A 23,904-nucleotide genomic window follows, 5' to 3' on the forward strand; every position below is an offset into this window, starting at 1 on the left:
GTCGACGGCCTCGCCCAGCAGGTGCCGCTCCAGCAGGTGCCGCTCCCGGAACCAGTCGTACGCCCGGCGGTGCAGATCGGTGATGCGCCCGGGGTGATCCCGCTCGAGGCGCTGATGAAGGATCTGGGCGAACAGGTGATGGTAGCGATACCACTGACGGTCGTCCCCCGTCCTGCCGAGGAACAGATCGCGTGCGGCGACCTGCTCGAGTCTCGCCTGCCCGTCCCGCACACCGCCCAGCGCCGACGCCAGGTCGCCGCACACCTTGTCGGGGACCGAGGTGGTGAGCATGAAGTCGAGCATGTCCGGCTCGAGAGCGTCGAGCACGTTCTCGGCGAGATACTCACCGATGGCGTCGGTCCCCGTCCGCAGCTGTTCGATCAGGTTCTCCGGACTCCCGGCTTCGCGCAACGACAGTGAGGCCAGCTGCAGTGCCGCGATCCAGCCGTCGGTCGATTCCCGGAGTTGCTCGATCTCGGTGTCCTTCAGCGGAACCTGCACCCGGTCCGCCAGGAAGTTCTGTGATTCACCGAAGTCGAAACACAGGTCTTCGGAGGCTATTTCGTTGAGTTCGTCGAGCACCCGCATCCGGCTCAGGGGCAGCCCCGACCTGTTCCTGCTCGCGACGACGATCTTCAGGTGGTGACAGCCGTTGTCGAGCAGGAACGTCATCGCCTCGATCGGCTCGGAGTCGGAGATGCGATGCCAGTCGTCGATCACGACTACGAGCGCCTGCGCGCTGTCGTGAAGCCGGTTGATCAGCGACGTGAGGACGAACCGTTCGACCGCGTCCCCGTGCTCTTCCAGGGATTGCCCCAGGTCGGTGACGACATCCGGGCGGACCCGCCGGATCGCCTCGACCAGATGGGAGAGGAACCACACCACGTTGTTGTCGTCCCGGTCCACGGTCAGCCACGCGACCGCGGTCCCGGCCTCGACCAGGTCGTCGCGCCACTGGGCGACGAGACTGCTCTTGCCGAACCCGGCAGGCGCGTGGACGAGTGTCAGCCTGCGGTCCCGTCCCGCGCGCAAATCGGCGAGCAGCCGGCGGCGAGGCACGAGCTGCCGGGTAGTCGTGGGTGGGCGGAACTTCGTCACCGGCGCGGGCGGGGTCGGCGGCGTCCGCACGTTGTATGGGAGCCCGGGGCGCCGGGACGGGGTGGACTCGCCCGCATGATCGTGCGGCTGCTCGGGCGCCCGCTGAATCGGGATGTACATGTCGTCGACGGCCACACCGTTGCGACGCTCGACGGCGCGGAGCTCGTTGCCGAAGTCGGCGGCACCGCCCGGCCTGTCCTCGACCGCGCGGGCCATGGCATGTTCGACTGCGCTGCACACGTCGTCGGGGATTCCGGCGTCCCGCAGGTCGGGGACCGCCTGCGTGGAGATCCGCAGGAACTGACCGACGACCTGTTCACCGCTGCGGCGCTCGTACGCGGCATGACCGGTCAGCGCGCAGAACAGCGTGGACCCGAGGCTGTAGACGTCCGACTCGACCGTCGGCGGCCTGCCTTCGAGTACCTCGGGCGCAGTGAACGCCGGGGAGCCGGTGATGGACCCTGCCGTCGTCTCGAATCCACCCGAGACGCGGGCGATACCGAAGTCGGTCAACTGCGGTTCGTCGTATTCGGTGAGCAGGATGTTCGCCGGTTTGACGTCGCGGTGCAGCATCCCACCGCGGTGCGCGGTCTCGAGGGCGCCGGAGATCTTGATCCCGAGCCGCAGCACCTCCTGCCACCCGAGAGGGCCCGAACGACGGATCTGCGCGTCGAGGGAACCGAACGAGTGGTACGGCATGACGAGAAACGGGCGACCGCTCCGGGTGACCCCGACCTGGTAGACCGCGACGATGTTCGGGTGCCCGGACGTCCGGCCCATCGCCCGTTGCTCCCGCACGAACCTCGTCACGTTGTCGGGATCGAGGTTCGACGTCAGGACTTTGACGGCGACCGTGCGCTCGAGATCTTCCTGCAGGCAGCGATACACGACCCCGAACCCGCCGCGGCCGATTTCCACGGCATCGTCGAACCCTGCCGCTGCCAGCTCGGACGTGATCTCCGGCTGACGCTGGGTTGCCCACGGATCGTCGTTCGCCATCGGCCTGCACCACCTCCGACACGCTCCACCCAGGATAGTCCGCGGGGACACCCGGAGATCGGGTCGTCAGTCGCGCGTCGCGGCAGGTGCACCGAGCCGCGCGGACACCGTGCGGGCCGACTCGGCGACGGTGCGGCCGAGCGAGTCGAGCATAGTGTGGGGAACCCGGAACCGGGGTGCGGACAGCATCACCGCGCCGACGAGGACGCCGCGGTGGTCGTGAACCGGCGCCGAGATGCCGACCTCCTCGATCGACGTCCGGCCGTCGTTGACGGCGTACCCGCGATCACGGATCTCGCCCAGTTCGTCGAGGTACTCGCTCACCGAGTCGGCGTCGTCCGGCCCCAGCAGCAGCCGCCGTTCGAACAGCCGCTCCACCTCGGCGCGCGGCATGTCGGACAGGAAGACCTGGATCGACGAACTCGCATACGTGTCGTATCGCGTGCCGACCGCGGCCGTGTGCTTGACCTGCTTGGGACTCGGAACCTGTTCGACGACGACGGATTCGTGGCCGTTCCACACTATCAGGGCACTCGTCTCCTCGGTCCGCCGCGTCAGGCCTTCGAGTTCGGGCAGCGCCACCCGCCGAACGTCGAGGTTCGCCAGCAACGGCCCGGCCAGGCCGATCACGCCGAGACCGAGCCGGTACCGCCCGGTCCCCTCCTCCCGTTCGACGTATCCCGCTTTCTCGAGGGTCGCGAGCATCCGGGACACACTGCTCTTGTGCAGATCGACCTTCCGCGCGATCTCGGTGACGCCGAGCACCGGTTCGGTGATCGAGAACGCCTCCAGAACGCGCAGCCCGTTGAGCAGAACCGACGGCGACGGCTTCGTGTCACCGTTCTGATCGCCGAGCTGATCGACGTCGTCCACACTCATGTCCGCTGCGCTCCTTCGACTCGGCTGGTACTTCTGCCGACCCTGCCACACCTGCGGCAGGGTCGGCGTACCGGTCAGACGCCGAGGATGTTGTGTTCGGGTCCGAACGGGAACCGGGTGATGTTCTCCGCGTCGTCCTCGCCGACGACCAGGATGTCGTGTTCGCGGTAGCCACCGGCACCAGGCATTCCCTCGGGAACCATGATCATCGGTTCCATCGACACGACCATGCCAGGTTCGAGGACGGTGTCGATGTCCTCGCGCAGCTCGAGGCCCGCCTCGCGCCCGTAGTAGTGCGAGAGCACGCCGAAGGAGTGCCCGTATCCGAACGTGCGGTTCGGCAGCAGACCCTCGGCCTCGTAGATCTCGTTCAGCTCGGCCGCGATGTCCTTGCAGACCGCGCCCGGCTTGATGAGCTCGAGGCCGCGGCGATGGACCTTGACGTTGACCTCCCACAGTCGCAGATGTTCCGCCGACGGCTCACCGTAGAACAGCGTGCGCTCGAGCGCCGTGTAGTAGCCGGCGATCATCGGGAAACAGTTCAGCGACAGGATGTCTCCGCGCTCGACGCGACGGCTGGTGGCCCAGTTGTGGGCACCGTCGGTGTTGACACCCGACTGGAACCACACCCACGTGTCGCGCAGTTCGGCGTGCGGGAAGGTGGCCGCGATCTCCCGGATCATCGCGTTCGACCCGGCAATCGCCACCTCGTACTCCGGGACGCCCTCCGTGACGGCGTCGCGGATCGCCTCGCCGCCGAGGTCGCCGATCCGGGCGCCGTGTTTGATCAGTTCGATCTCCTCGGGCGACTTCACCATGCGGTGCCGCATCGTGGCCTTGGCGACATCGGTGAACGTCATTCCCGGCAGGACCGCGGCGACGCGGGACCGCAGGTCTGGGGTGAGGTGGTCGTCCTCGACACCGAGCGTGCCGCGCGAGATACCCTGGTTCGCCAGCACCTGCTGCACTGCGTACTCGAAGTTGTCGCGTCGCCAGTCGGTGTAGACGACGTTCTCGCCGAACGTGCGCCGCCACGGCATGCCGGCGTCGATGTTGGCGGACACGGTGGTCGAGCTGTCCTGGGTGACGACGAGGGCGTAGGGGCGGCCGAACGCGGTGTAGAGGAAGTCGGAGTAGTAGTTGATGTTGTGGTAGCTGGTGAACAGCACGGCGCCGACCCCGTTGTCCGCCATGTGCTTACGCAGCGCGACGAGCCTGCGGTCCATTTCCACCGGGGAGAACGTGGGAACGACCTTCTCGCCGTTCGGGATGCTCTTGATGCGCTCCAAGTTCATGATGTTCCTTTCGAATTGCCGGCGGCATCGCGTGATGCCGCATTTCTGTGGGAGGTATGGGTGGTCAGACGTCGGCCAGGGGTCTACGGGAGGTTTCGCGGGCCATAAGCATCGAGCCCATGGCGACGAGAGCTGCGGCGACGAGATACCAGGCGGGCGCCAGTGGGCTGCCGGTGATCTCGATCAGTAGGGTGGCGACGAACGGCGCGGTGCCGCCGAACAGGGCATTGGCGGTGTTGAAGCTGAAGGCGAACCCGCTGTAGCGGACCTGGGTGGGGAAGATCTCGGACAGGAAAGTCGGGAGGGTGCCGTCGTTCATGGTGAGGAACGCGCACAGCACGATCTGGATGACGACGACACCCACGATCCCGACGGCCCCGAGCACGCTGAACAACGGGACGGTGAACACGGCGAAGCAGATCGACGCGCCTATGAGAACTCGCTTGCGGCCGAATCGATCCGAGAGCGCACCCATCCCGAAGATGAAGACGATGTAGCAGGCGAGGGCGATCGACGCGGCGACGAACGAGGCCGTGTGCCCGACGTTCAACACCTCCGACAGGTAGGTCGGCATGTAGCTGAGAATCAGGTAGAAGCCGACCGCGTTGAGGCACGTGACCCCGAACGCGATGACGATCGCACGTCGATGATGGGTGAACAGGATCGACAGCGGCGCGTTGGCCTCCACTTTCTGTTCCATTTCCTGGAACTTCGGGGTGTCCTCGAGCTTCAACCGGATGTAACGGCCGATCAGACCCATCGGCGCCGCGAGCAGGAACGGCAGCCGCCAGCCCCACCCGTTGATCTGTTCCGTCGAGAGCACCGCGGTGAGCAGTGCCGCGATCAGCGATCCGAACAGCAGTCCGGCGGCCGTGGACGCGGGCACGACACTGGTGAAGAGGCCGCGCTTGCGGTCCGGGGCGTATTCGGCGAGGAACGCCGAGGCGCCCGCGTACTCGCCGGCGGCCGAGAATCCCTGCACCATGCGGACGAGTAGCAGCAGGACCGGCGCGACGTACCCGATCTGATCGAAGCCGGGGATCAGGCCGATGCAGAACGTCGACGCCGACATGATGAGGATCGACAGCGACAGCGCGGTGCGGCGGCCGATCTTGTCCCCGAAGTGACCCCAGACCAGGCCGCCGATCGGGCGGATGACGAACGAGATAGCGAAGACGGCGAACGTGGCCAGCAGGCCCGTCGTGGGCGCGGCCTCGGGGAAGAAGACCACCGCGATAACCGTTGCGAGGTAACCGTATACGGCGTAGTCGAACCATTCGACGAAGTTGCCGACGAAGCTCGCAGCGACGACGCGCCGGAGCACTCGGGGCGAGGGGTTCACCGCGCCGGCCTCGTCCGTTTGCTGCGCAGCTGAGGGGGAATTGAGGTTTTGGGCCATGCCCACTCCTTCTCGGGGCGTCGGCGCCTGCCGACTGCGACGAATGGCATTTGTTGCTGTCAGTGCAACTGAAATTCGATTAGTGACGATATTGTGCGCACCGTCACATGTCAACGGATCACGTCGCCATTGCAATCGAATCGGGGTTGCAGAGGATGAATCGGACCTGAAACCGGAGTAAACGCGTCAAATCGGAGATCGAGCCACCTCCGTGCGCGATTCCCGGTGAAGTTCACGAGAATGCAACCCTGTTGCAACAGACGATCCGCTGCGTGGGTTCCGCAACCCCGCAGACTGTCAGTTCGAGTCGACCACACCACCGAGGTAGAGGCGCGTCGCGAGGTGCAGGGCAGCGAGCCGCGGCGAACCCGTCGGATCCTCGCCGAGCAGCGCGAAGATCTGCTCGAGCCGCTGGTACAGCGTCTGGCGCTGCACGTGCAGCCGGGCCGCCGCCTCGGTCTTGTTGCACCCGCACTGCAGGTAGACGTCCAACGTGTCGATCAGGCGGCGACCACGTTCCACACCCACCACGAGCAGCGGCCCGAGAACTTCCCGGACGAACGCGGCCAGCAACGCAGGATCGTCGATCCGCCGGACCAGGCGTTCGAGAACGAGGTCCGCGGCGACCACCGCGGTGTCGGCGATGCCCAGATCGCCCGCGAGGTCGAGCACGAACCGCGCCTCCGCCAGCGTCCCGGGCAATCCGGTCAGACCGGTGACCACCGGCCCCACCGCCACCCGGGCCTGCTCCGCCCGGGACGTCGTGCGCAACGACGCGACCAGCGCAGCGCACGACCCGGACTGGTCGTCGGCCCGGACAACGACGATCGCGTGCAACTCGTCGCCGGCCACGGATGACACCGTTCCGGCCGAGTACCGATGCAGCGTCGCATCGACAGCGGCGAGAGCCACCGGACCGTCGACCGAACGGCCGACGACCCCGACGTACGACACCCCGTCGGCCAGCCCCGCCGCGCGGGCCGCCGCAACGAGACGCTCGGGCGCAGGATTCGGCTGGCCGGCGATCCGCAGCAACGCCTGCGCGGCACGGACCGCGGCCGACGGCGGAAAGGATCGCAGGAGCGAGATCGCCAGCGCTGCCGGCGCTCGCTCGACGATCGCCTCCGCGGTGACGTGATCGGCCGGGTCGTCCGGAGACACCACGAGCGTCGCGACGCCGACACCTTGAACCGCCACCGGTACCGAGAACAGCCCCGAATCTGCAGCGGGAGCGGCGATCTCGTTCCCGAGGGCCGCGATCACGTCGCCGGCCGCGTCGAGCAGGGTCACGTCGCCGGGCAGGAGTCGCGCGAGCACCGCAAGCAACTCGTCGGGACCGCCACCGCGCGCCAGTTCCTCCGACAACGCGTGCGCGACGGCGTCACCACGACGCAGTCGCTGCACCGATTCGTTGACCAGCAGGCCGTTGATCGCCTCGGCCACCTCGACGAACGGCACGACCCCCCGCAACTCCACCACCGGCAACCCCGCCGCCGACGCCTCCTCGATCAGTTCTGCGGGGATCTGCGGCAGTTGCGTCCCGGTCTCGATGGCCACTCCGGCGACGCGGCGAGCCGACAATTCACGCACGTAACGCCGCAGTCGGTCCGGATCGGCGGACGCGAGCGCGAACCCTGCGGTCAGCAGCAGTTCGCCGCCGCGAAGAAGGTGCGCGATGTCGATGACTTCGCTCGAATGCACCCAGCGCACCGGTTGCGTCAGCAGGTGGGCGCCGACGCGAACGACGGGGCGTCCGGCAGCCAGGCTCGGGTGTGCGAGGACGTCGGCTAACGACAGCGACATGACATTCCGTTCGTTGACAACCCGATTTTATTGGCAAAGTGTAAATGGTGTGATGTGGGTCACGCACCGGAAGATGGGAAGCCCACATGGCCTCACAAAGGGAGTCCGATGGTCAAGAACATTCCCACCGACAGTCCTCACATCCACGACTTCGAAGAAGTACTGCAACCCATCCCCGAGGAAGCACGCACGACGCGTGTCTCCGGCCAGTTCTGGATCTGGGCGGGGGCGAATATCGCGCCCATCAACTGGGTTCTCGGCGCTCTCGGCATCGGTCTCGGACTCGGTCTCCGCGACACGCTCATCGTTCTTGTCGCCGGAAACATCGTCGGTATGGCACTTTTCGGCGTTTTCGTTCTCATCGGCCAGCGTACCGGCGTCACCGGCATGGTGTTGTCGCGGGCGGCGTTCGGCCGGCGCGGCGCGTATCTGCCGGCCGCAATCCAGGCCTGCCTGGCCGTCGGGTGGTGTGCCGTGAACACCTGGATCGTCCTCGACCTGGTCATGGCACTGCTCGGCAAGTTGGATCTCGTCGACCCGCACGAGCGGAACCTGGCAGCGAAGGTCCTCGTCGGAGCGGTCATCATGACGATCCAGGTGACCATCGCGTGGTTCGGGTACCGCGTCATCGCCGCATTCGAGCGCTGGACGGTTCCCCCGACACTGGCGGTACTGGTTCTGATGTCCGTCGTCGCCTGGTTCCACCTCGACATCGACTGGTCGTATGCCGGGCCCACCGGTGAAGTCCTGCACGGCGGCGCCCGGATCGCGGCCATGTCAACGGTGATGACCGTGATCGGAATCGGCTGGGGAATCACGTGGTTCACCTATGCCTGCGACTACTCACGGTTCGTGAGCCGGACGGTGTCGCGGCGCAAGCTGTACCTGACCAGCACCCTCGGTCAGTTCGTTCCCGTGGTGTGGCTCGGAGTGCTCGGCGCGAGCCTCGCCACGACCAACGGTTCCGTGGATCCGGGTGAGCTGATCGTGTCGAACTTCGGCGCGCTGGCGCTGCCGGTGCTGTTCCTCGTCATTCACGGGCCGATCGCCACCAACATCCTCAACATCTACACGTTCTCGGTCGCCGCGCAAGCCCTCGACATCAAGGTGCACCGCCGGAAGCTGAACCTGCTGGTCGGCATGTTCGCCCTGGTCGTGGTCGTCTTCTTCATCTTCCAATCGAGCCTGGCCACCGTGCTGGAGACGTGGCTGGCGGCGATCGTGGCCTGGATCGCGAGCTGGGCAGGCATCATGCTCGTCCACTACTTCCGGGTCGAGAAACGACAGATCGACGCACGCCGGATCTTCGACCCGATCGGATCTCGCCGACTGCCCGACGTCAACTGGACCACGATGGGATGCTTCGTCGCCGGAATCGCCGCGACGTGGCTGTTCATGTACGGCGCCACGAGCCTCACACAGGGCTTCGTGGCACGCGCCCTCGGCGGGCTCGACCTGTCCTGGCTGGCAGGTGGCGGAGTCGCCGCCGCCCTCTACGCAGTCCTCGGCCCCCGCGCGCACCGCCCTTACCGCATCACCGGTCAATCCCCGACACGATCGGCCGCGACCACCGACTCCCCCGACGTCCTCACCGGCAACTGACCCCCTAACACCAGGAGCACTCGTGAACAACGACTTCACATGGCCGCAGGGCCACACCGCAGCCGCCGCCTTCACTTTCGACGTCGATGCCGAATCCTGCGTCCTCGCCCACGATCCCACCTCGGCGAACCGAATGTCGCTGATGAGCCACCAGTCCTACGGGCCCCGCGTCGGCGTCCCCCGCATTCTGCGACTGCTCGAGCGCCAGGGCGTGCATGCGACGTTCTTCGTGCCGGGATTCACCGCCGAGTGTTATCCCGACACGGTTCGCGCCATCATCGACGGCGGCCACGAGGTCGGACACCACGGGTATCTGCACGAACCCATGAAGGGCCTCGACGCGGCCACCGAGGCACGCTACCTCGACCGGGGACTCGACGCGCTCGAAGAGGTCGCGGGCATCCGCCCCGTCGGCTATCGCGCACCCTGGTGGGAAATGAACTGGCACACACCCGAACTCCTCGCCGAACGAGGTTTCGTCTACGACTCCAGCCTGCTCGACGGCGACGAACCCTACCTGATGGCGACCAGCCCGGAATCGGGACGGACCCTGATCGAAATTCCCGTCGACTGGGCACTCGACGACTGGGAACAATACGCGTTCTACCCGGGTGTCACCGGCAGCGGCGTCATCGAAAGTCCCGCCAAGGTCCTCGAGATGTGGACCCTGGAAGCGGAGGCCCAGCACGCCGAAGGCGGGTGCTTCGTCCTCACGAACCACCCGTTCATCTCCGGACGGCCCTCCAAAGCAGCAGCACTGGAACGGCTCGTCGAGAACGTCAAGGCAATGGACGGAATGTGGGTGACCACCCTCGGCGAGATCGCGGCACACGCCCAGCGCGTCTGCACCGAACCCTTCACCCACACCCGATTCGAGATCCCCACCTTCCCCGACGTGCAAATCCGACGGACGCCCCCGGCCCGCGCCACACTCCGGTCCAAATCGTGATGGATCCTCAATCGTCGACCATCACCCCGTACTCGGTGGCGAGCGTCGCGAGGTCGTATTCATACCCCTGACCCACCGCGCGGAGGCGCCACCGCCCGGCGCGTCGGTAGATCTCGGCGAAATGCATCGTCCGTTCGGTCGTGCCGGCGTCCAGTACGAACGTTGCGATTGTGTGGTCCGGAGCATCCACGGTCACCGAGATCGGACCTAGTTCGCCGAAAGTACGATCGCCTCCGATCGCCGCGGATACGGACACGCACTGGTAGTCGGAGTGCAGGGCAGTCAATTCGATCCGAACTCCCTGCTCGCTGCTGCCGTCGCAGGACAATTCCACAGTGCCGTCCGCGCTCGTCGGCGAGTTGTAGAAGAGGAAGTCCTCGTCGCAACCGACTCGGCCGTCTTCGCCGAGAAGAAGCGCAACCACATCCACGTCGAACGCGTCGCCCTCGACATGGGCGCGCCACGACGCGTTGACCGTCAGCGACGTCGTCTGCGGCGGCAGGTCGATCACCTCTCCGCGTGCGAGCAACGGCGCAACCCATTGTGGTCGGATCGGTTCGAGGGACGCCACCGCCTCGACTTGCGGCACCTCGTCGCGTGGTGCCGCCGGGTCGAGTGCGGTGTTCACATCGGTGGCGGTGAGCAGCGGCAGCTGACGTGCCGAGACTCGGTCCATGCGGGGATCGAGTTCGCCACCATCGAGAACGAGGACATCGGTGACTCCCGCGGAGAGATTGACCGACGGCTTGGCACCCAGCTGCACGATTCGGGAGCGCATCAGAACGGAGTCCGAATGCGAGCCACCGACGATGAGTACTCTCCTTCCGTGCCAGGGTTTCTCGGAGGCGACAGTTTCCGGAGGTCGATACTTCCGGCCTTCGGACGGTGTGGCGGCCGCCTTCGGCTCACCCGGCATCACATGTTGCAACATCTCGCCGAGTTGCGACTCGGTCAGGACCGGGATCCCGTCCGCCACGGCGCGCCGCGCCTTTGCACTCGACGAATGCGGATCGTTGCAGACGACGACACTCGTCTGGCGGCTGACCGAATTCATGACGTCCAGGCCGGCGGCTGCCAGCCGTGCGGCGAGCGCAAGACGGGGAACATCCGTACTGCCACTGATGACCAGTTTCATGCCCTGGACCAGTCCGGTCCCGGGGTCGAGTCGACCCGGATTCCGCCACGGAGACTCCACGCGCGGAATCCGATCCGGGTACACCGCCCGCCGATCGGCGCAGCCGACGACAGGCAGAGGCAGTCGGAGAGACTCTGCCAGCGAGGCGCTGTGCGCGAAGACCTCCGTCAGCACGAGGGCATCGTCGTAGGCGTCGTGTGCCCGGTTCTGACGAACCTTCCAGTGCGCAGCCAGAGTGGACAACTTGTGGTTGGGGACGTCGATCTCGAGGCGTCGCGACAGAGCAAGGGTGCAGAGCCGCTGCCGCGTCGGCATCGTCATCCCCGCCCGCCGTATCTCGGCATCGAGGAAGCCGTAATCGAACGACGCGTTGTGCGCGACCAGCGTCCGACCGTCGAGAAGCTCCAGCAGATCTTTCGCGACCTCTTCGAAGCGAGGTGCCCCCGCCAGACGCTGTGGCGTGAGATTGTGGATATGAACCGGCCCCGGGTCGCAGCCCGGGTTGAGCAGAGTCACCAATTCTCGCTCCACCGAACCGTCTTCACGCAATGCCAACGCCGCGACGCTGAGCACTCTGTGCGTGGACGAACGAAGACCGGAGGTCTCGACGTCTACGACAAGCCAGCGGTGCCCTGTCGGCAATCGCACCGGCCGGGTCATGGTCGAGGAGGCAGATGACAGCACAGAGCGACTATAGAGCGCGTTTCTCACCGTTCTGATCGACGACACGGATATCTCCGGCTCATATCGTGCTTGATCCGAACTTCTCGGTAGTTTTCTGTTCAAGTACAGGTCGAGGGTTGTGTCATTCGCGTGAATGACACAGAGGAACATTGCGCTTCAACGACTTTCGTAGTTCGTTACCCGTTGGCTACTATTCCCACTACACCGAATGAGTTGGCCGCCGTGGCATTTCTCGACCATTCCGCGGAAGCCCTGCCCCACCCCTGAACGAGGTAAATATGAAGGCTCGACGGCTAGTTCTCGGCATCCTCGGCTGTGCCGCCATATCGATGGCGGCCGCACCTTCCGCGCAGGCGGCGACAATCTTCGATTTCCTTCCCCCGGAGATCGCGTCCCTGATTCCGAGCGGATCGGCCGACGCCGTGAACCCACTCCTGCCGCCCGCACCCGCCGCTCCGGCAGCACCCGCTCCCGCACCGCAGGTCGCACCGGCTCCGCGGGCAGCCCCCGCGCCGCAGGTGGCTCCGGCACCGCAGGCCCCCGCACCGCGGGCGGGCTACAAGAACTGCACCGAGGCCCGCAACGCCGGCGTCGCTCCGATCTACCGCGGACAGGACGGCTACGCGTCGCACCTCGACCGCGACAACGACGGCATCGCCTGCGAGTAGCCGATCACCGACCGCTCCACCCGTCTACGCTTCAACGTGCCGGTGTCGCCGTTCCCCGTGCGGCGCAGGGCGGCCGGCACTAAGTTCGGCGATGACGGTTGAGGTTCTACGCGAGGGGGCGGTCCGGCATGGGCAGGACAATTTTCAGGGCGCTGGGCGCGGTCGCGCTGGCCGGAGGTGCCGCACTTTCTGCGGGCGCAGGCACGGCCGGGGCGGACGTTCTCACCGAGATCAACGGCTGCAGGATCGTGGCGAATCCGAGCCCCGAGGACCGCACGACCTGCCCGGGCGCCGATCTGAGTTCCGCGAACCTGGCGGGCCTGAACCTGAGCTTCGCCGACCTGGCGGGCGCGAACTTGAAGCGGGCGAATCTCACCGGCACCAACTTCGCGGCCGCGGATCTGTCGCACGCCGACCTGAGTGACGCGAACATCACCGGCACGAACTTCACGGACTCGCAGCGCAACGCGGTGATCCTGTACAGCACGGACATCGACCTCTTCGGCACGATCGTCGGGGACCTGAACATCACGACCGAACCCGAATGGCCCACCGACGCCCACGAGCGCGCGCTCGCCGCGGTCGTGCCGGTGACACCGCAGGTCCCGTTGCCGTAATCCACTCCGCACCATCCACCCGGGTCGCGCTCTGCGCGGTCCGGGTTTTCGTGTGCCCGCACCCTTGACATTGGATACTGACACTATCCATTATTAGATAGTTCCAATATCCAACCTTGGGAGGCGCCAGATGACGACGATCGAACCCACCCGTTCGACGCACCACCACGACGGCGAACTGGTGGTCTTCCTGATCGGGATGACCATCAACCGGCCGTGGCGGCCCGACCTGTGGTTGCCCACTCTCGTCGCGATGCCGAAGATGCTGCGCGAACTCTCGGAGGACCCCGATTCGGGTCTGCTGGGTTACCGCCTGACATTCGAGGGGCGCGGACCGACGGTGATTCAGTACTGGAACTCCGTCGACAAGTTGTACGCCTACGCCAGTGACAGTCAGGCGAAGCACCGCCCGGCCTGGGCCGCGTTCAACCGGCGGGCCCGCAAGGCGCCCGGTGCCGTCGGCGTCTGGCACGAGACCTATCCGGTGGACCGCGCCGAGTCGATCTACGTCGGCACACCGGTGATGGGCCTGGCCCGGGCCACCACCCGTGTGCCCGTCGCACGGAAGTTCAGCGCCGCCCGCGACCGCCTGTTGCGCAGCGGTCACACCCACGAACACTGATCGACTCAGGAGACTGGCATGGAACCCTTGATCGCCCTCGTCGCCGTCACTCTGGCACTGCTCGCCGCGGGCGCGGCCGGTGTGCGCCGGTTCCGGCCGTGGCCTGTCGCCCTGCGGGGTGGGCTCGCGGCCATGTTCACACTGACCGGGATGGCCCACTTCTTCGGACTGCGTGCGGAACTCGTCGCCATGGTTCCGCCGTCCCTGCCGAACCCGGGCCTGCTGGTGACCCTGACCGGTCTGCTCGAACTGGCCGGCGCCGCGGGACTGCTGATCCGGCGCACCGCGCCGTGGGCAGCCGGGTGCCTCACCGCCCTGCTGATCCTGATGTTCCCGGCGAACGTGTACGCCGCCGCGGAAGGACTGTCGACGGGACCGTTCGAAGCGCTGATCCCCCGCACACTTCTGCAGGTCGTGTTCCTGTCGGCGACGCTCGCCGTCGTGATCTCGTCCGTGCGGGGCCGGGCTACGGAATCGCTCTCCGCAGCCCACTCGCTCGCAGCACCCGGCGCTGCACTCCCGCCCGCACCGCATCCTCGGTCCCGATGATCCGCACGTGCTTTCGCGCACGGGTGATCGCGGTGTACAGCAATTCGCGGGTCAGCAGCGAAGACGCCGCGCCGGGCAGCACCACGGTCACGGTGTCGTACTGGCTGCCCTGGCTGCGGTGAATCGTCATCGCGTACACCGTCAGCACCGCGGACAGATGCGTCGGATGCAACAGGAACGGTTCGCTGCCCCGAACGAATGCGGCGAACAGCTCATCGTCGTCCCGACGCACGATCACCCCGGTGTCGCCGTTGTAGATCTTCGTTTCGTGATCATTGGCGGTCACCATCAGCGGCTGGCCCGGATACCAGCGATCCGGGTCCAGTCGCTGCCCCGTCGACTCCCCGATCCACTCCATCGCCTGCCGCGCCCACCGCTGCACGCCGTACGGACCTTCCCGGTGCGCGCACAACAGCCGGTGTTTCTCCGAATGCTGCAGTGCAGCAATGACATCGCCGGATTCCGCGGACCCCGTGACCGCGGCAGCCGTCGCCACCACGTCCGTCCGCAGTGCGTCCAGATCTTCGGGACCATGGAACGACACCTCCGGGGCACCGCGCGACAGGATCTCCACGACCTCGTCCGGCTCGCCATCCCGCACCGCGACGGCAAGCTGGGCAATGGCGCCGCCGAAGCGCCGCCCGCGGCTGAGCCGGACCACTCCGCCCCGCAACCTGTCCCGTTCGCCCGCACTCAGGGCGGCTTCGAGTGGATCGTCGGCGGCGTCGAGGTCGTCGCCGACGATCCTGGCGAGCACCGGATTCTCGGTGCCCGACACCGGCCGGGCGACGAGATCGGCCAGGACCGCGCCCGCGTCGACGGACGTCAGCTGATCCGGGTCCCCGACGAGCACCAACTGTGTGTCCGGGCGGACGGCCTCGAGGAGCCGGCACATCATCGTCAGCGACACCATCGACGTCTCGTCGACCACGATCACGTCGTAGGGCAGGTGGTTGTTCGCGTTGTAACGGAAGCGGCTGCCGCGTCCACGCTGCCAGCCCAGCAGCCGATGCAGCGTCATCGCTTTCAGTTCGCGCGGCAATCCGAGTGCGTCGGCCTGCTCGCGCACCGATTCCTGCAACCGCGCCGCGGCCTTCCCGGTGGGTGCGGCGAGCGCGATACGCCGTCCCGGCCCGGGCTGCCTGGTCAGCAACGCCAGCACCCGGGCGACGGTGTGGGTCTTGCCCGTTCCGGGTCCGCCGACCACCACCGACGTCCATTGCGTGGCCGCGACCGCGGCCGCGATCCGTTGCCGATCCGGCGACGGAGCCGGCGCCGTGTCGTCGTGCTGGTCGCGGAACAACGCGTCCAGCCCGTCCCGCAGCGACTGCTCGTCGACGACGGGATACCCAACGGCGCGCTGGTCGAGAACCCGCCGGATGGTCGCCTCCTGCCGGAAGTACCGGTCGAGGTAGAGCAGCCCGCCCTCGGCCGTGTCGACGAGCCGCAGCGGTCGGAGCGGTCCCGCGGGACCACCCGTGACCAGCGGGCTCCGGCGCAGTGCCGCGACGACGGTGTCGTCGTCCGGCCAGGGCAGGGCGTCGAGATCGACCTCGGATTCCTCGTCGACGGTGACTTCCCGGAACCGCGTCAGGTCCAGGCACACCGAACCGGACCGGACCGCACGCACCGCCAGCGCCGTCGCCAGCACGACGTCTTCCGAGGATTCGCCGCCGAGCGCCGACAACCGCAGCGCGACGTGCACGTCCGCGGCGGCCAGGACCCCGGCCTCGTTGAAGATCCGCAGCATGCCCTTGCCGCGCTGCGCCACCTGCACCTCGGTCATCGCGCCGCCTCCGGCGTGGAGGCCGACCCGGACAGCAGGTCGGACAGCTCGGTGATCAGCGCGGCGGGCGGTGCCCAGTCGAAGACTCCGCAGCCCGGTGGCGTGCCGGGCCCGACCATCCCGCGGACGAACAGGTACTGCACACCGCCGAGGTGCACCGCCGGATCGTAGTTCGGCTGCCGCCAGCGCAGGTAGCGATGCAGCGCAACGGAATACAGCAGGGCCTGCAGTGGATAGTGCGCCCGCAGCATTTCCGCGGCCATCCTCTCGCGGGTGTAGTGCGCGGTGGTCAGGTCGCCCTGCGCGAGACGGTTGGTCTTGTAGTCGACCACGACGTACCGCGGTCCGGGCAGTCGCAGCACCGCGTCGATGCTGCCGGTGAGGTATCCGCGCAGCGGGGTCGATTCGAGTGTCTGCACGGCGTCGGCGTACGACCGGAGTGGGTCGTCGTCGGGAAGGTGGGTGCGCAGCAATCTGCCGACGCCGTCGAGCATCACGGTGAGCGACGGCGTGTCGCCGCCGGCGAGGGGCAGTTCGAAGTCGAGTTCCGCCAGCAGGTCTGCGGGTGCCAGGTCGGCGAGTGCCCCCGCGCCGAGCGGAGTGCGCAGCACCGGTACCAGCGCCGCGCCGAGCTGGGCCGGATCGACCTCCGACAGGGTCGACGCGATCACATCGCGGCAGCACCGCAGGACTTCGTCGTCCAGATCGGGTGCCGCGGTGTCGACGATCTCGAAGACGGCGTGGACGAGCGTGCCGAATGTCGCGCCGCCCGGCAGTTCGTTCATCGTCGACGGCAATCCCGCGGTGACGCCGTCCGGCGCGTGCAGTGGCGGTTCGTCCGGCTCGTCCGTCTTCTCCTCGACCTCCGCTTCACTGCCGACGGCAGGTGCGTCGTGTGCGGCCGCCGTCAGCGCCGAATACGACGTGCGACGCCACCGCGTGTCCAGCAGCCGACGGAACCTGGCGGCCTCGAGGTCGCCGCTGGGCTCACGCTGCGGTGTCCAGCCGACCCGCGGGATGGGTTCGGAACCCACCGCTTCGACGGTCACCGTCTCCGGCGCCGCTGTGCCCCAGGCGGACAACCGTTCCGCGACAATGGGATCCTCGGGGACGGTGACCTTCTGCGGGACGTCCCGCTGCCCGGGTTGCCGACCCAGGATCATCCGGTGCAGCGGCGCGCCTGCCGTCGTGAACGCCGGCGCCCACCACATCACGAGCCCGCACATCGCCCGGGTGACCGCGACGTACAGCAGCCGCAACTCCTCCCCCGCCTCTTCGGCGTCGTGCCGGTTCCTGCGGTCGGCGTAGCCGGGGCTGCCGGGGCCGCCGACGTCGAGGACGCGGCGCCCGTTGTCGTCGTGCAGAAGCAGTTTGCTCGGTTTCGAGATCGTGGCGGCGTCCCACGCGTACGGCAGGTAGACGAGCGGGAATTCGAGGCCTTTGCTGGCGTGGACGGTCGCGATCTGCACCGCCGCGGCGTCGCTGTCGAGCCGTCGGCTGCGGTCCACCCCGCCCGAGGTCGGATCCTTCATGCGTTCGGTGAGCCAGCGGGTGACCGCCGTCAGGCCGAGCGACTGCTCGACGGCGGCACCGTTGAGCAACTGCGCCACGTGCCGCAGATCGGTCAGCGCCCGCTCGCCCGCCGCCAGCCGGAGCAGTCTCGCCTCCAGTGCGCCGACCGCGGACAGTCGTTCGAACAGCGCCGCGAAACCGGACTGCGCGAACACCGAGCCGAGCTCCCTCAGCTGACCGCCGACCTCCGCGACGATGTCGTCGCCGCGGGCGTCGAGTTCCTCGGCCGTGTGGCCGAGCAGTGGGGTGAGCGCGGCCAGCCGCGCCCGGTCGGCGCGGTGCGGCTGCTCGATGGCCTGCAGGATCCAGAGCCAGTGCTGCGCAGCGGGAGTGGTGAAGACGCTGGCCCCGCCGGCGAGCACGGACGGCACCCCGGCGCGGTCGAGGGCGTCGTGGACCAGGGTGATCTGGGCGTTGGTGCGCACCAGGACCGCGATGTCGCCGGGCTCGACGCGTCGGACGCTCCCCCCGGCGTCGAGTGTCGCGCCGCCGTCGAGGAGGGCCACGACGTCGGCGGCGAGGTCTGCGGCGATCCTCTTCCGGAGCGGCCCCACCGCCGGATATCCCGACTTGTTGATCGGCCCGGCGCCGGTCCGCGGCAGGTATCGCAGTCGCAGCGGCACAGAGCCCGTCAGGCGCGACTTCGGCCTCGCACCGTCGACGCGGTGCACCACGATCTCGGGATGCCCGAGTGCGGCGCCGCCGTGCAGATAGTCGAGGCCGTCGAGGAGTTCCTGATCGCTTCGCCAGTTGGTGGTCAATTCCTGGTGCCGGTCGGCGGAGCGCACCGCGTCCAGGTAGCTGAGCACCTCGGCGCCGCGGAACGCGTAGATCGCCTGCTTCGGGTCGCCGACGAGCACCAGCGTTCCGCTGTCGTGGAACGTTCGGCGCAGGATGTCCCATTGCAGGGGGTCGGTGTCCTGGAACTCGTCGACGAGCACGACGCTGTAGCGTTCGCGGACCCGCCTGCAGGCCGCCGCACCGTGCTCGGGATCGCTGAGGACACGGTGGAGGAGCATGGGCAGATCGTCGAAGTCCCGCAGCCCCACCGCGCGTTTGCGGCGCTCGACTTCGGCGCGGACCGCCCCGGCGAACGCGACCCGATCTCCGGCCGGGGTGCCCCGCGCATCCTCCGGGGCGAGCACGGCCTGCGGGTCGAAGATGGCGGCGCGGGCAGCGGTGGTGGCCTCCGCGGGTGTGAAGGGCGCGGAGTCGGCGCGGCCGTACGCCCGGAGGTACAGGTCGGCGATCACCTCCGTCGTGAGGTCGTCGGCGGCCTCGACGAGCACCGTGTCGGGGTCGCGTTCGCCCGCGATCCCGAGGCCGTCGAGCATGCGCTGGCAGAAGCTGTGGGTGGTGACGATGGTGGCGGCGTCGAAATCCGACAGTGCCTGCAGCAGGCGCCTGCGCCGCAGCGTCACCTCGTCGGCTTCGGCCTCGGCGAGGTGCCGGATCACGTGGTCCGCGCTCAGCCGCGCGGTCGCGGGGTCGGCCAATGCGGCTGCGGCGGAACCGAATCGCTCACGGGTGCGTTGCCGCAATTCCTGCGTCGCCGCGCGGCTGAACGTCACCAGCAACAACTGCGACAGGTCGACACCGCCCTCGGCGACGAAGCGGGCGGCCAGCCCGACAATCGCGTACGTCTTGCCGGTCCCGGCGCTCGCCTCGAGCACCGTCGTGCCCTCCGGCAGCGGACCGAGCAGGTCGAAGCCTCGCGCGCCGGTCACGGCTGCGCCACCGTCTCGGCGGCGAGCAGCGGCGCCCACAGTTGCCGGGCGTAGTTCTCGATCGTCACCGCGTCGCCGAGGACGTCGATGCCGGGCGAAGCCCCGTACACGTACGTGATGTGGCGGTCGCGTGCGTCACCGAAATCACTGCTCCATTCCTTCCGGGCCGCCTCGTTCGCGTCCTCCATGCTGCTGCCGCCGTGCCGTCGCTCGGCGTAGGCAGCCGACGCGCCCGTGGCGATCGGCAACGGCGCGTGCAACCCGAGATCGCGCAGTTCGACCAGTCGCACGAGTTCCTCCAGCGCGTTCTCCGGCGCCGTCAGGGTCGAGCGCCACGCCGGGCGGCTGTACGAGCCGCGGCCGGTCGTCACGGCCGTCCAGCCGGTGTCGCCGTCGCGGTCGGAGGCCGCGACCGCCAGCAACTGGGCCCACGCGGTGAGGCGGTGTTTCGGACCCAGTCTCGAATACGTGGTGCTCGCGATCACCGATCCGTGCACACCACCCACGGTGCCGGTGAGGCGCCGTCCGTTGCCGAGATCGACGTCGACGTCGACGGTCTCCGCGCGTCCGACGTGTACGGACCCGCTGACCGCGACGAGCGATTCGACCGCGTGCTCGATGTCGCCGAGCACCGCCTCCCCCAACTTGAACGGCGGCAACGTGCCCCGGCGCCACTCGGCGGCGCGGAAGTCGGCCGGTTCGGTTCCCGACAGTCGCGCGACGAGCATCCTCTGGCCGAGGTCCCAGCGGGCGAGCGGATCGGGCGCCACGTCCAATGCGTCGGCGAGGTCCTCGTCCACGTCGGGGACCCGCAACCCGAGCCGTTGCCGCAGGAACGCCTGCGTCGGGTGCACCAGGAACGCGACGAGTTCCGCGAGATCGACGTCCCCCGGCGTCGGCGGCACCAGCGGCGACCGCAGGAACGCGGGTTCCGGTTCGGGTGGGTGCTGCGCGGCGCGGGCACCGGCCAGCGCCGCCCGGTCGAAACTGAACGGACGCTCGGGCCGGAAGTTGCGGGCGTCGAACGGCTGCAACGGATGCCGGGTCACGATGCCGGGGAGGGCATCGCTCCCGACGGTGGCCGCGACCGCGTCGAGCAGTTCGGACAGCGGGATCGCAGGAGGCCGGGACATGCCGGTGACGGGGTCGGCGCCCGTGTAGAACAGCAGGAGCTTCTCACTGGCGGACATGACGGCGTCGAGCAGCAACTGCCTGTCCTCGCTGCGCGGATCACGTTCGCCGAGAAGAGGATTTCGGGCCAGCACGTCGTCTCCGTCCACACTCACGCCCCGCGGGAACACCTCGTCGTCGAGCCCCAGGAGGACGACGACGCGGTGCGGCACCGAGCGCATCGGCACCATCGTGCACACCGTCAGCTCCCCGGTGCGGAAATTCGCGCGGGTGGGTCGTCCCGCGAGCCGGGTGGCGAGCATGGCGCGCACGTCCGACAGTCGCAGGACCGTGTCGCCGCCGTGCTCCGTCGCCGCCCCCAGTTCCCTTCCGGCCTGCGCCAGTTGCCACGTGTCGGCGGCGCCGACGTCGACGAGCAGGTCCAGCGCCCGGGTGAGCGCGCTCGACCAGTCCGCGACCGACTGCGGCCCGGCGAGCCCGCGCAGCGCGACGTCGAGGCGGTCGACGAACTCGGCCAGCCTCCCGGTGAGGTCGATGTCGTTGCTGTCGACGTCGTCGAGCGGAAGAGCCAGGGCGAGCCATTCGCCCGCGGACTCGTCTGCCGCGGCGCCGAGCAGGATGCGGTCGAGTGCGGTGGTGAACGTGTTCTGAGGGAAGTCACCGAGACCGAACGCCGCGCGCTGTCGCGGCCCGATTCCCCAGCGGGCACCCGTCGCGGACGCCCATTCCCGGATCCGTTCGAGGTCGTCGTCGCCGAACCGGAACCGCCTGCGCACCGGGGCGGCCGCCGACAGGTCGAGAATCTGACTCGCCGTCACCCTCGCGTCGGCGAGTTCGAGGAGGCCGGACACCACGGCGAGCACCGGGTTGGTCTGGTGCAGGGCCCGATCAGCGAGGCGGACCCGCAGACGGTGACCGGGGTGCCCGAGCACGTCCTGCCCCAACGCGGCCCGGATCAGCGGCGCGTACGACTCGACGTCGGGGCACATGACGAGCACGTCACGCGGTTCGAGAGTCGGATCGTCCTCGAAGAGATGCAGGAGGCATTCGCGCAGGACCTCCACCTGACGGGCAGGCCCGTGGCACGCGTGGACCTGCACGGACGCGTCGGCGGTGCACTCGGCGAGCGCCGGCGCCCGGTCGTCCCGGACATCCGCCTGCAGGCACCCCAGCAGAGAGTCCGACGGCGGGGGTCCCGCGTGGTGGAGGTCCTCGACGTCGAGGCGGGTCAGTCTCGACTCGAGTTCGCGGACGTCCCGCGCCAGGCTCGACAGCAGCGGGTGGGCGACGGACAGGGCGGTGTGGTCGTCGGCGCGCGCGAGGACGCCGTCCGCCGTCGACAACGACGACCACAACGCGGGACTCGGATGCGGAAGCCACAGGTGCACATCACGATTGACGGAAAGGGCGGCGAGAACGGCGATCTGATCGGTCGCGAGGCGGGTCGGGCCGAACAGCGACAGCCTGCCGGGCAGTTCGACGCGGCCCGGTTCCTCACGCAACCGCGCGCACGCGGAGTCGAGGCGCTCGGCGGGCGCGGGGCCGCCGATCCTCGCACGCAGCCGCCGCCACAATTCGGCTTGCCAGAGCAGGTCGTCGTCGAGTGGGCCGCTCGCACCGTCGGTGTCCCGGCCTGCCGCCCAGTCGACCAGCATCGCCGGCCGCTGCGCGGCGTAACTGCGGAACAGTTCGGTCAGGTGCGAGGCGGTGGCGTAGCGCCTGCCGGGCCGGTGATCGTCCGGGTCGCCGTCGGGGCGGCCGTGCCCGAGGTGTTTCGCGAGGACGGCGCACCAGGGCTCGCCGAGGCAGTCGTCGACGACACGGAGCAGCGCCCACAGCACCCGGGACGAATGCCACGGGTCGTCGTCGGCGGACACTCCGGTGGCGGCGGCGAGGCACTCGTCCACGAGCCGGGCGGGTGACGGGAAGTCGATGTTCGCGGCCACCCCGTCGCCGACGCCGGGCCGGGCACCGAGCGCGGTCGAGAGTCGCTGGGTGAGCCAGCGCTCCACACCCTTCGCCGGGACGGCGACGACCTCACGGGCGAACGGATCGGACAGCGGGGTCGCGAGCACGTCGCCGAGAGCCGACGCGAGAGTGGTGGAACGCTCGGCGCGATGCAGTACGAGCACGTGGCCTCCCTTCGCTCCCCAACTCCGGTCGGCTCAGACTTACCACACCCCACCGACTCGGGAGGCCCACTCCGCAGGTGAGTGGCAAAGTGTGCCGGGGCACGCTTTGCCGCTCACGTCAGCGGCCGGGGCGGGCCTGGGTGAGGTGCGGGACCCAGCCGTGGGTGGGCCACTTCTTCAGGCCGACCTTGGCGGGGACGATCCGCTTGTTCACGAACTGGCTCTCCAGTTCGGTGTCGGATTCGCCGGTGAACCGCCACAGCGCCGCATCGCCGGGTCGTGCCACCGACGACCAGGACCTGGCGCGGTACGCGGCCCGAACGATGTTGTCCGCGAACACGATCACGGGGATGTCGTCGGTGTTGCGGACGGCGGCGCCCGCCGCCCAGGCACCGCGGGACAGTTCGTACACCTCCTCCGACGTCACGCCGCGCCGGGACGCGGCGGGCACCTCGAGGACGACGCACGGAGTGGGCAGGTTCGGCACGGGTTCTGCTGCGTACTGCAACACGAGGTCGTCGACGGGTACGGCCCGCTGCTCGCCCGCGCCGCCGGCGAGGTTGCCGAGCTCGGCGCCCTCGACGAGCCCCAGCGCTCCCACCACTCCACCCCGCACCGCGTCGGCGACGCCACCGGTGTCCGCGACGCGATGCGCCACGATGTAGTGCTCGACCTCGTGGCCGGAGTCGTAGATCTCCCGGATGCGGGCGATCGTCGCCGCCTTCACCTCGGCGCCGTCGGTCTCCGGATCCTCGAGCGTCTGCCGGTGCTCGTTCTCCGCGAGCGCCTCCCACACGTAGCCGTACACCCGGGTGCCCCGTCCGGAGCCGACGTAGAACACCAACCTGTTGCGGGGGTCGAGGAGCGCGTAGACGTAGGTGCCGAGTTCCTCACCCACCCGCTTCGGGAACGGCTGCGGCGCATGGCGGGTCTGATACACCTCTTTGAGGATCAGGCGCAGCGCCGCCAGTTTCAACGCGACGGGAGTACCGCCGTCGATGCCGTCGAACAGTGCGGTGGCGGCGCCCTGCACGGAGGAGAAGGTGTGCCCGATGTGCCGTTCGAGGGACTTCGTGACGTCCGCGAACTGCGCGAACCGCACCCGCGGGTCGGGGGACGCGTTGTCCAGGTCGTTGGACGCGAGGAAGGTCTGGACCTCGGCATTGTCGAGCCAGCGAGTAGTGATGTCGATCGGGATCGTCCAGACGGTAGCCATGCCCCTACCGTAAGGGAAAACCTCGGTGAAGAACTCGGACG

At 68.4% G+C, this 23,904-nt stretch carries 16 protein-coding genes; 6 read left to right on the plus strand and 10 right to left on the minus strand.

Annotation, left to right across the window (positions count from 1 at the left end; all coding sequences use genetic code 11):
• The 5 genes from AC1DWT_RS21760 to AC1DWT_RS21780 all read right to left on the minus strand — a co-directional run.
• Positions 1 to 2,097 (minus strand): protein kinase domain-containing protein (locus tag AC1DWT_RS21760; RefSeq protein ID WP_477922146.1); only part of this gene is annotated, 2,097 nt, incomplete at its 3' end.
• A 66-nt stretch (positions 2,098 to 2,163) separates the two neighbouring features.
• Complete coding sequence (locus AC1DWT_RS21765) at positions 2,164 to 2,976, minus strand: IclR family transcriptional regulator (RefSeq protein WP_477922148.1); 813 nt, start codon at positions 2,974 to 2,976, stop codon at positions 2,164 to 2,166.
• 74 nt (positions 2,977 to 3,050) lie between these two features.
• Entirely contained in the window at positions 3,051 to 4,271 is a 1,221-nt protein-coding gene (locus AC1DWT_RS21770) for a M24 family metallopeptidase (protein WP_072940359.1), read from the minus strand.
• Positions 4,272 to 4,335: 64 nt separating this feature from the next.
• On the minus strand, positions 4,336 to 5,670 hold the full coding sequence (locus AC1DWT_RS21775; RefSeq protein ID WP_072940358.1) for an MFS transporter: 1,335 nt from the start codon (positions 5,668 to 5,670) through the stop codon (positions 4,336 to 4,338).
• Between the two features lie 297 nt (positions 5,671 to 5,967).
• Positions 5,968 to 7,473, minus strand: a complete 1,506-nt coding sequence (locus AC1DWT_RS21780) for a PucR family transcriptional regulator (RefSeq protein ID WP_477922150.1) — start codon at positions 7,471 to 7,473, stop codon at positions 5,968 to 5,970.
• 108 nt (positions 7,474 to 7,581) lie between these two features.
• Here AC1DWT_RS21780 and AC1DWT_RS21785 point away from each other — a divergent pair, with 108 nt between their 5' ends.
• Positions 7,582 to 9,075 (plus strand): purine-cytosine permease family protein, encoded by a 1,494-nt coding sequence (locus AC1DWT_RS21785; protein WP_477922152.1) that lies wholly within the window; start codon positions 7,582 to 7,584, stop codon positions 9,073 to 9,075.
• 22 nt (positions 9,076 to 9,097) lie between these two features.
• A complete protein-coding gene (locus AC1DWT_RS21790; protein ID WP_072940355.1) occupies positions 9,098 to 10,024 on the plus strand; it encodes a polysaccharide deacetylase family protein in 927 nt (308 codons plus the stop codon).
• A 7-nt stretch (positions 10,025 to 10,031) separates the two neighbouring features.
• Here the strand turns inward: AC1DWT_RS21790 and AC1DWT_RS21795 are convergent, their stop codons facing one another.
• On the minus strand, positions 10,032 to 11,819 hold the full coding sequence (locus AC1DWT_RS21795) for a TerD family protein (RefSeq protein WP_206015957.1): 1,788 nt from the start codon (positions 11,817 to 11,819) through the stop codon (positions 10,032 to 10,034).
• A 302-nt stretch (positions 11,820 to 12,121) separates the two neighbouring features.
• On the opposite strand from AC1DWT_RS21795, the gene AC1DWT_RS21800 reads away from it, so the two are divergent.
• The 4 genes from AC1DWT_RS21800 to AC1DWT_RS21815 all read left to right on the plus strand — a co-directional run bounded on the left by AC1DWT_RS21800 (position 12,122) and on the right by AC1DWT_RS21815 (position 14,299).
• Complete coding sequence (locus tag AC1DWT_RS21800; protein ID WP_477922155.1) at positions 12,122 to 12,511, plus strand: excalibur calcium-binding domain-containing protein; 390 nt, start codon at positions 12,122 to 12,124, stop codon at positions 12,509 to 12,511.
• Between the two features lie 128 nt (positions 12,512 to 12,639).
• Positions 12,640 to 13,128, plus strand: coding sequence for a pentapeptide repeat-containing protein (locus AC1DWT_RS21805; RefSeq protein ID WP_477922157.1), 489 nt, complete (start codon positions 12,640 to 12,642; stop codon positions 13,126 to 13,128).
• Between the two features lie 130 nt (positions 13,129 to 13,258).
• Positions 13,259 to 13,750 (plus strand): DUF4188 domain-containing protein, encoded by a 492-nt coding sequence (locus AC1DWT_RS21810; protein ID WP_477922159.1) that lies wholly within the window; start codon positions 13,259 to 13,261, stop codon positions 13,748 to 13,750.
• 18 nt (positions 13,751 to 13,768) lie between these two features.
• The gene (locus tag AC1DWT_RS21815; RefSeq protein WP_477922161.1) at positions 13,769 to 14,299 is read left to right on the plus strand and encodes a DoxX family protein; all 531 of its coding nucleotides are present in this window, start codon (positions 13,769 to 13,771) and stop codon (positions 14,297 to 14,299) included.
• Here AC1DWT_RS21815 and recD read toward each other — a convergent pair.
• From recD to AC1DWT_RS21835, 4 genes are all read right to left on the minus strand, one after another.
• Positions 14,217 to 16,085: an exodeoxyribonuclease V subunit alpha gene (recD, locus tag AC1DWT_RS21820; RefSeq protein WP_477922164.1), complete on the minus strand. Its 1,869-nt coding sequence runs from the start codon at positions 16,083 to 16,085 to the stop codon at positions 14,217 to 14,219. The genes AC1DWT_RS21815 and recD overlap by 83 nt on opposite strands.
• A complete protein-coding gene (locus AC1DWT_RS21825; protein WP_477922166.1) occupies positions 16,082 to 19,423 on the minus strand; it encodes a UvrD-helicase domain-containing protein in 3,342 nt (1,113 codons plus the stop codon). The genes recD and AC1DWT_RS21825 overlap by 4 nt, the downstream gene beginning before the upstream one ends.
• A complete protein-coding gene (recC, locus tag AC1DWT_RS21830; protein WP_477922168.1) occupies positions 19,381 to 22,647 on the minus strand; it encodes an exodeoxyribonuclease V subunit gamma in 3,267 nt (1,088 codons plus the stop codon). The genes AC1DWT_RS21825 and recC overlap by 43 nt, the downstream gene beginning before the upstream one ends.
• Before the next feature lie 118 nt (positions 22,648 to 22,765).
• Positions 22,766 to 23,863: a GIY-YIG nuclease family protein gene (locus AC1DWT_RS21835; protein WP_477922170.1), complete on the minus strand. Its 1,098-nt coding sequence runs from the start codon at positions 23,861 to 23,863 to the stop codon at positions 22,766 to 22,768.
• Positions 23,864 to 23,904 lie beyond the last annotated feature (41 nt).

Source organism: Rhodococcus sp. P4_B6, assembly GCF_056402215.1.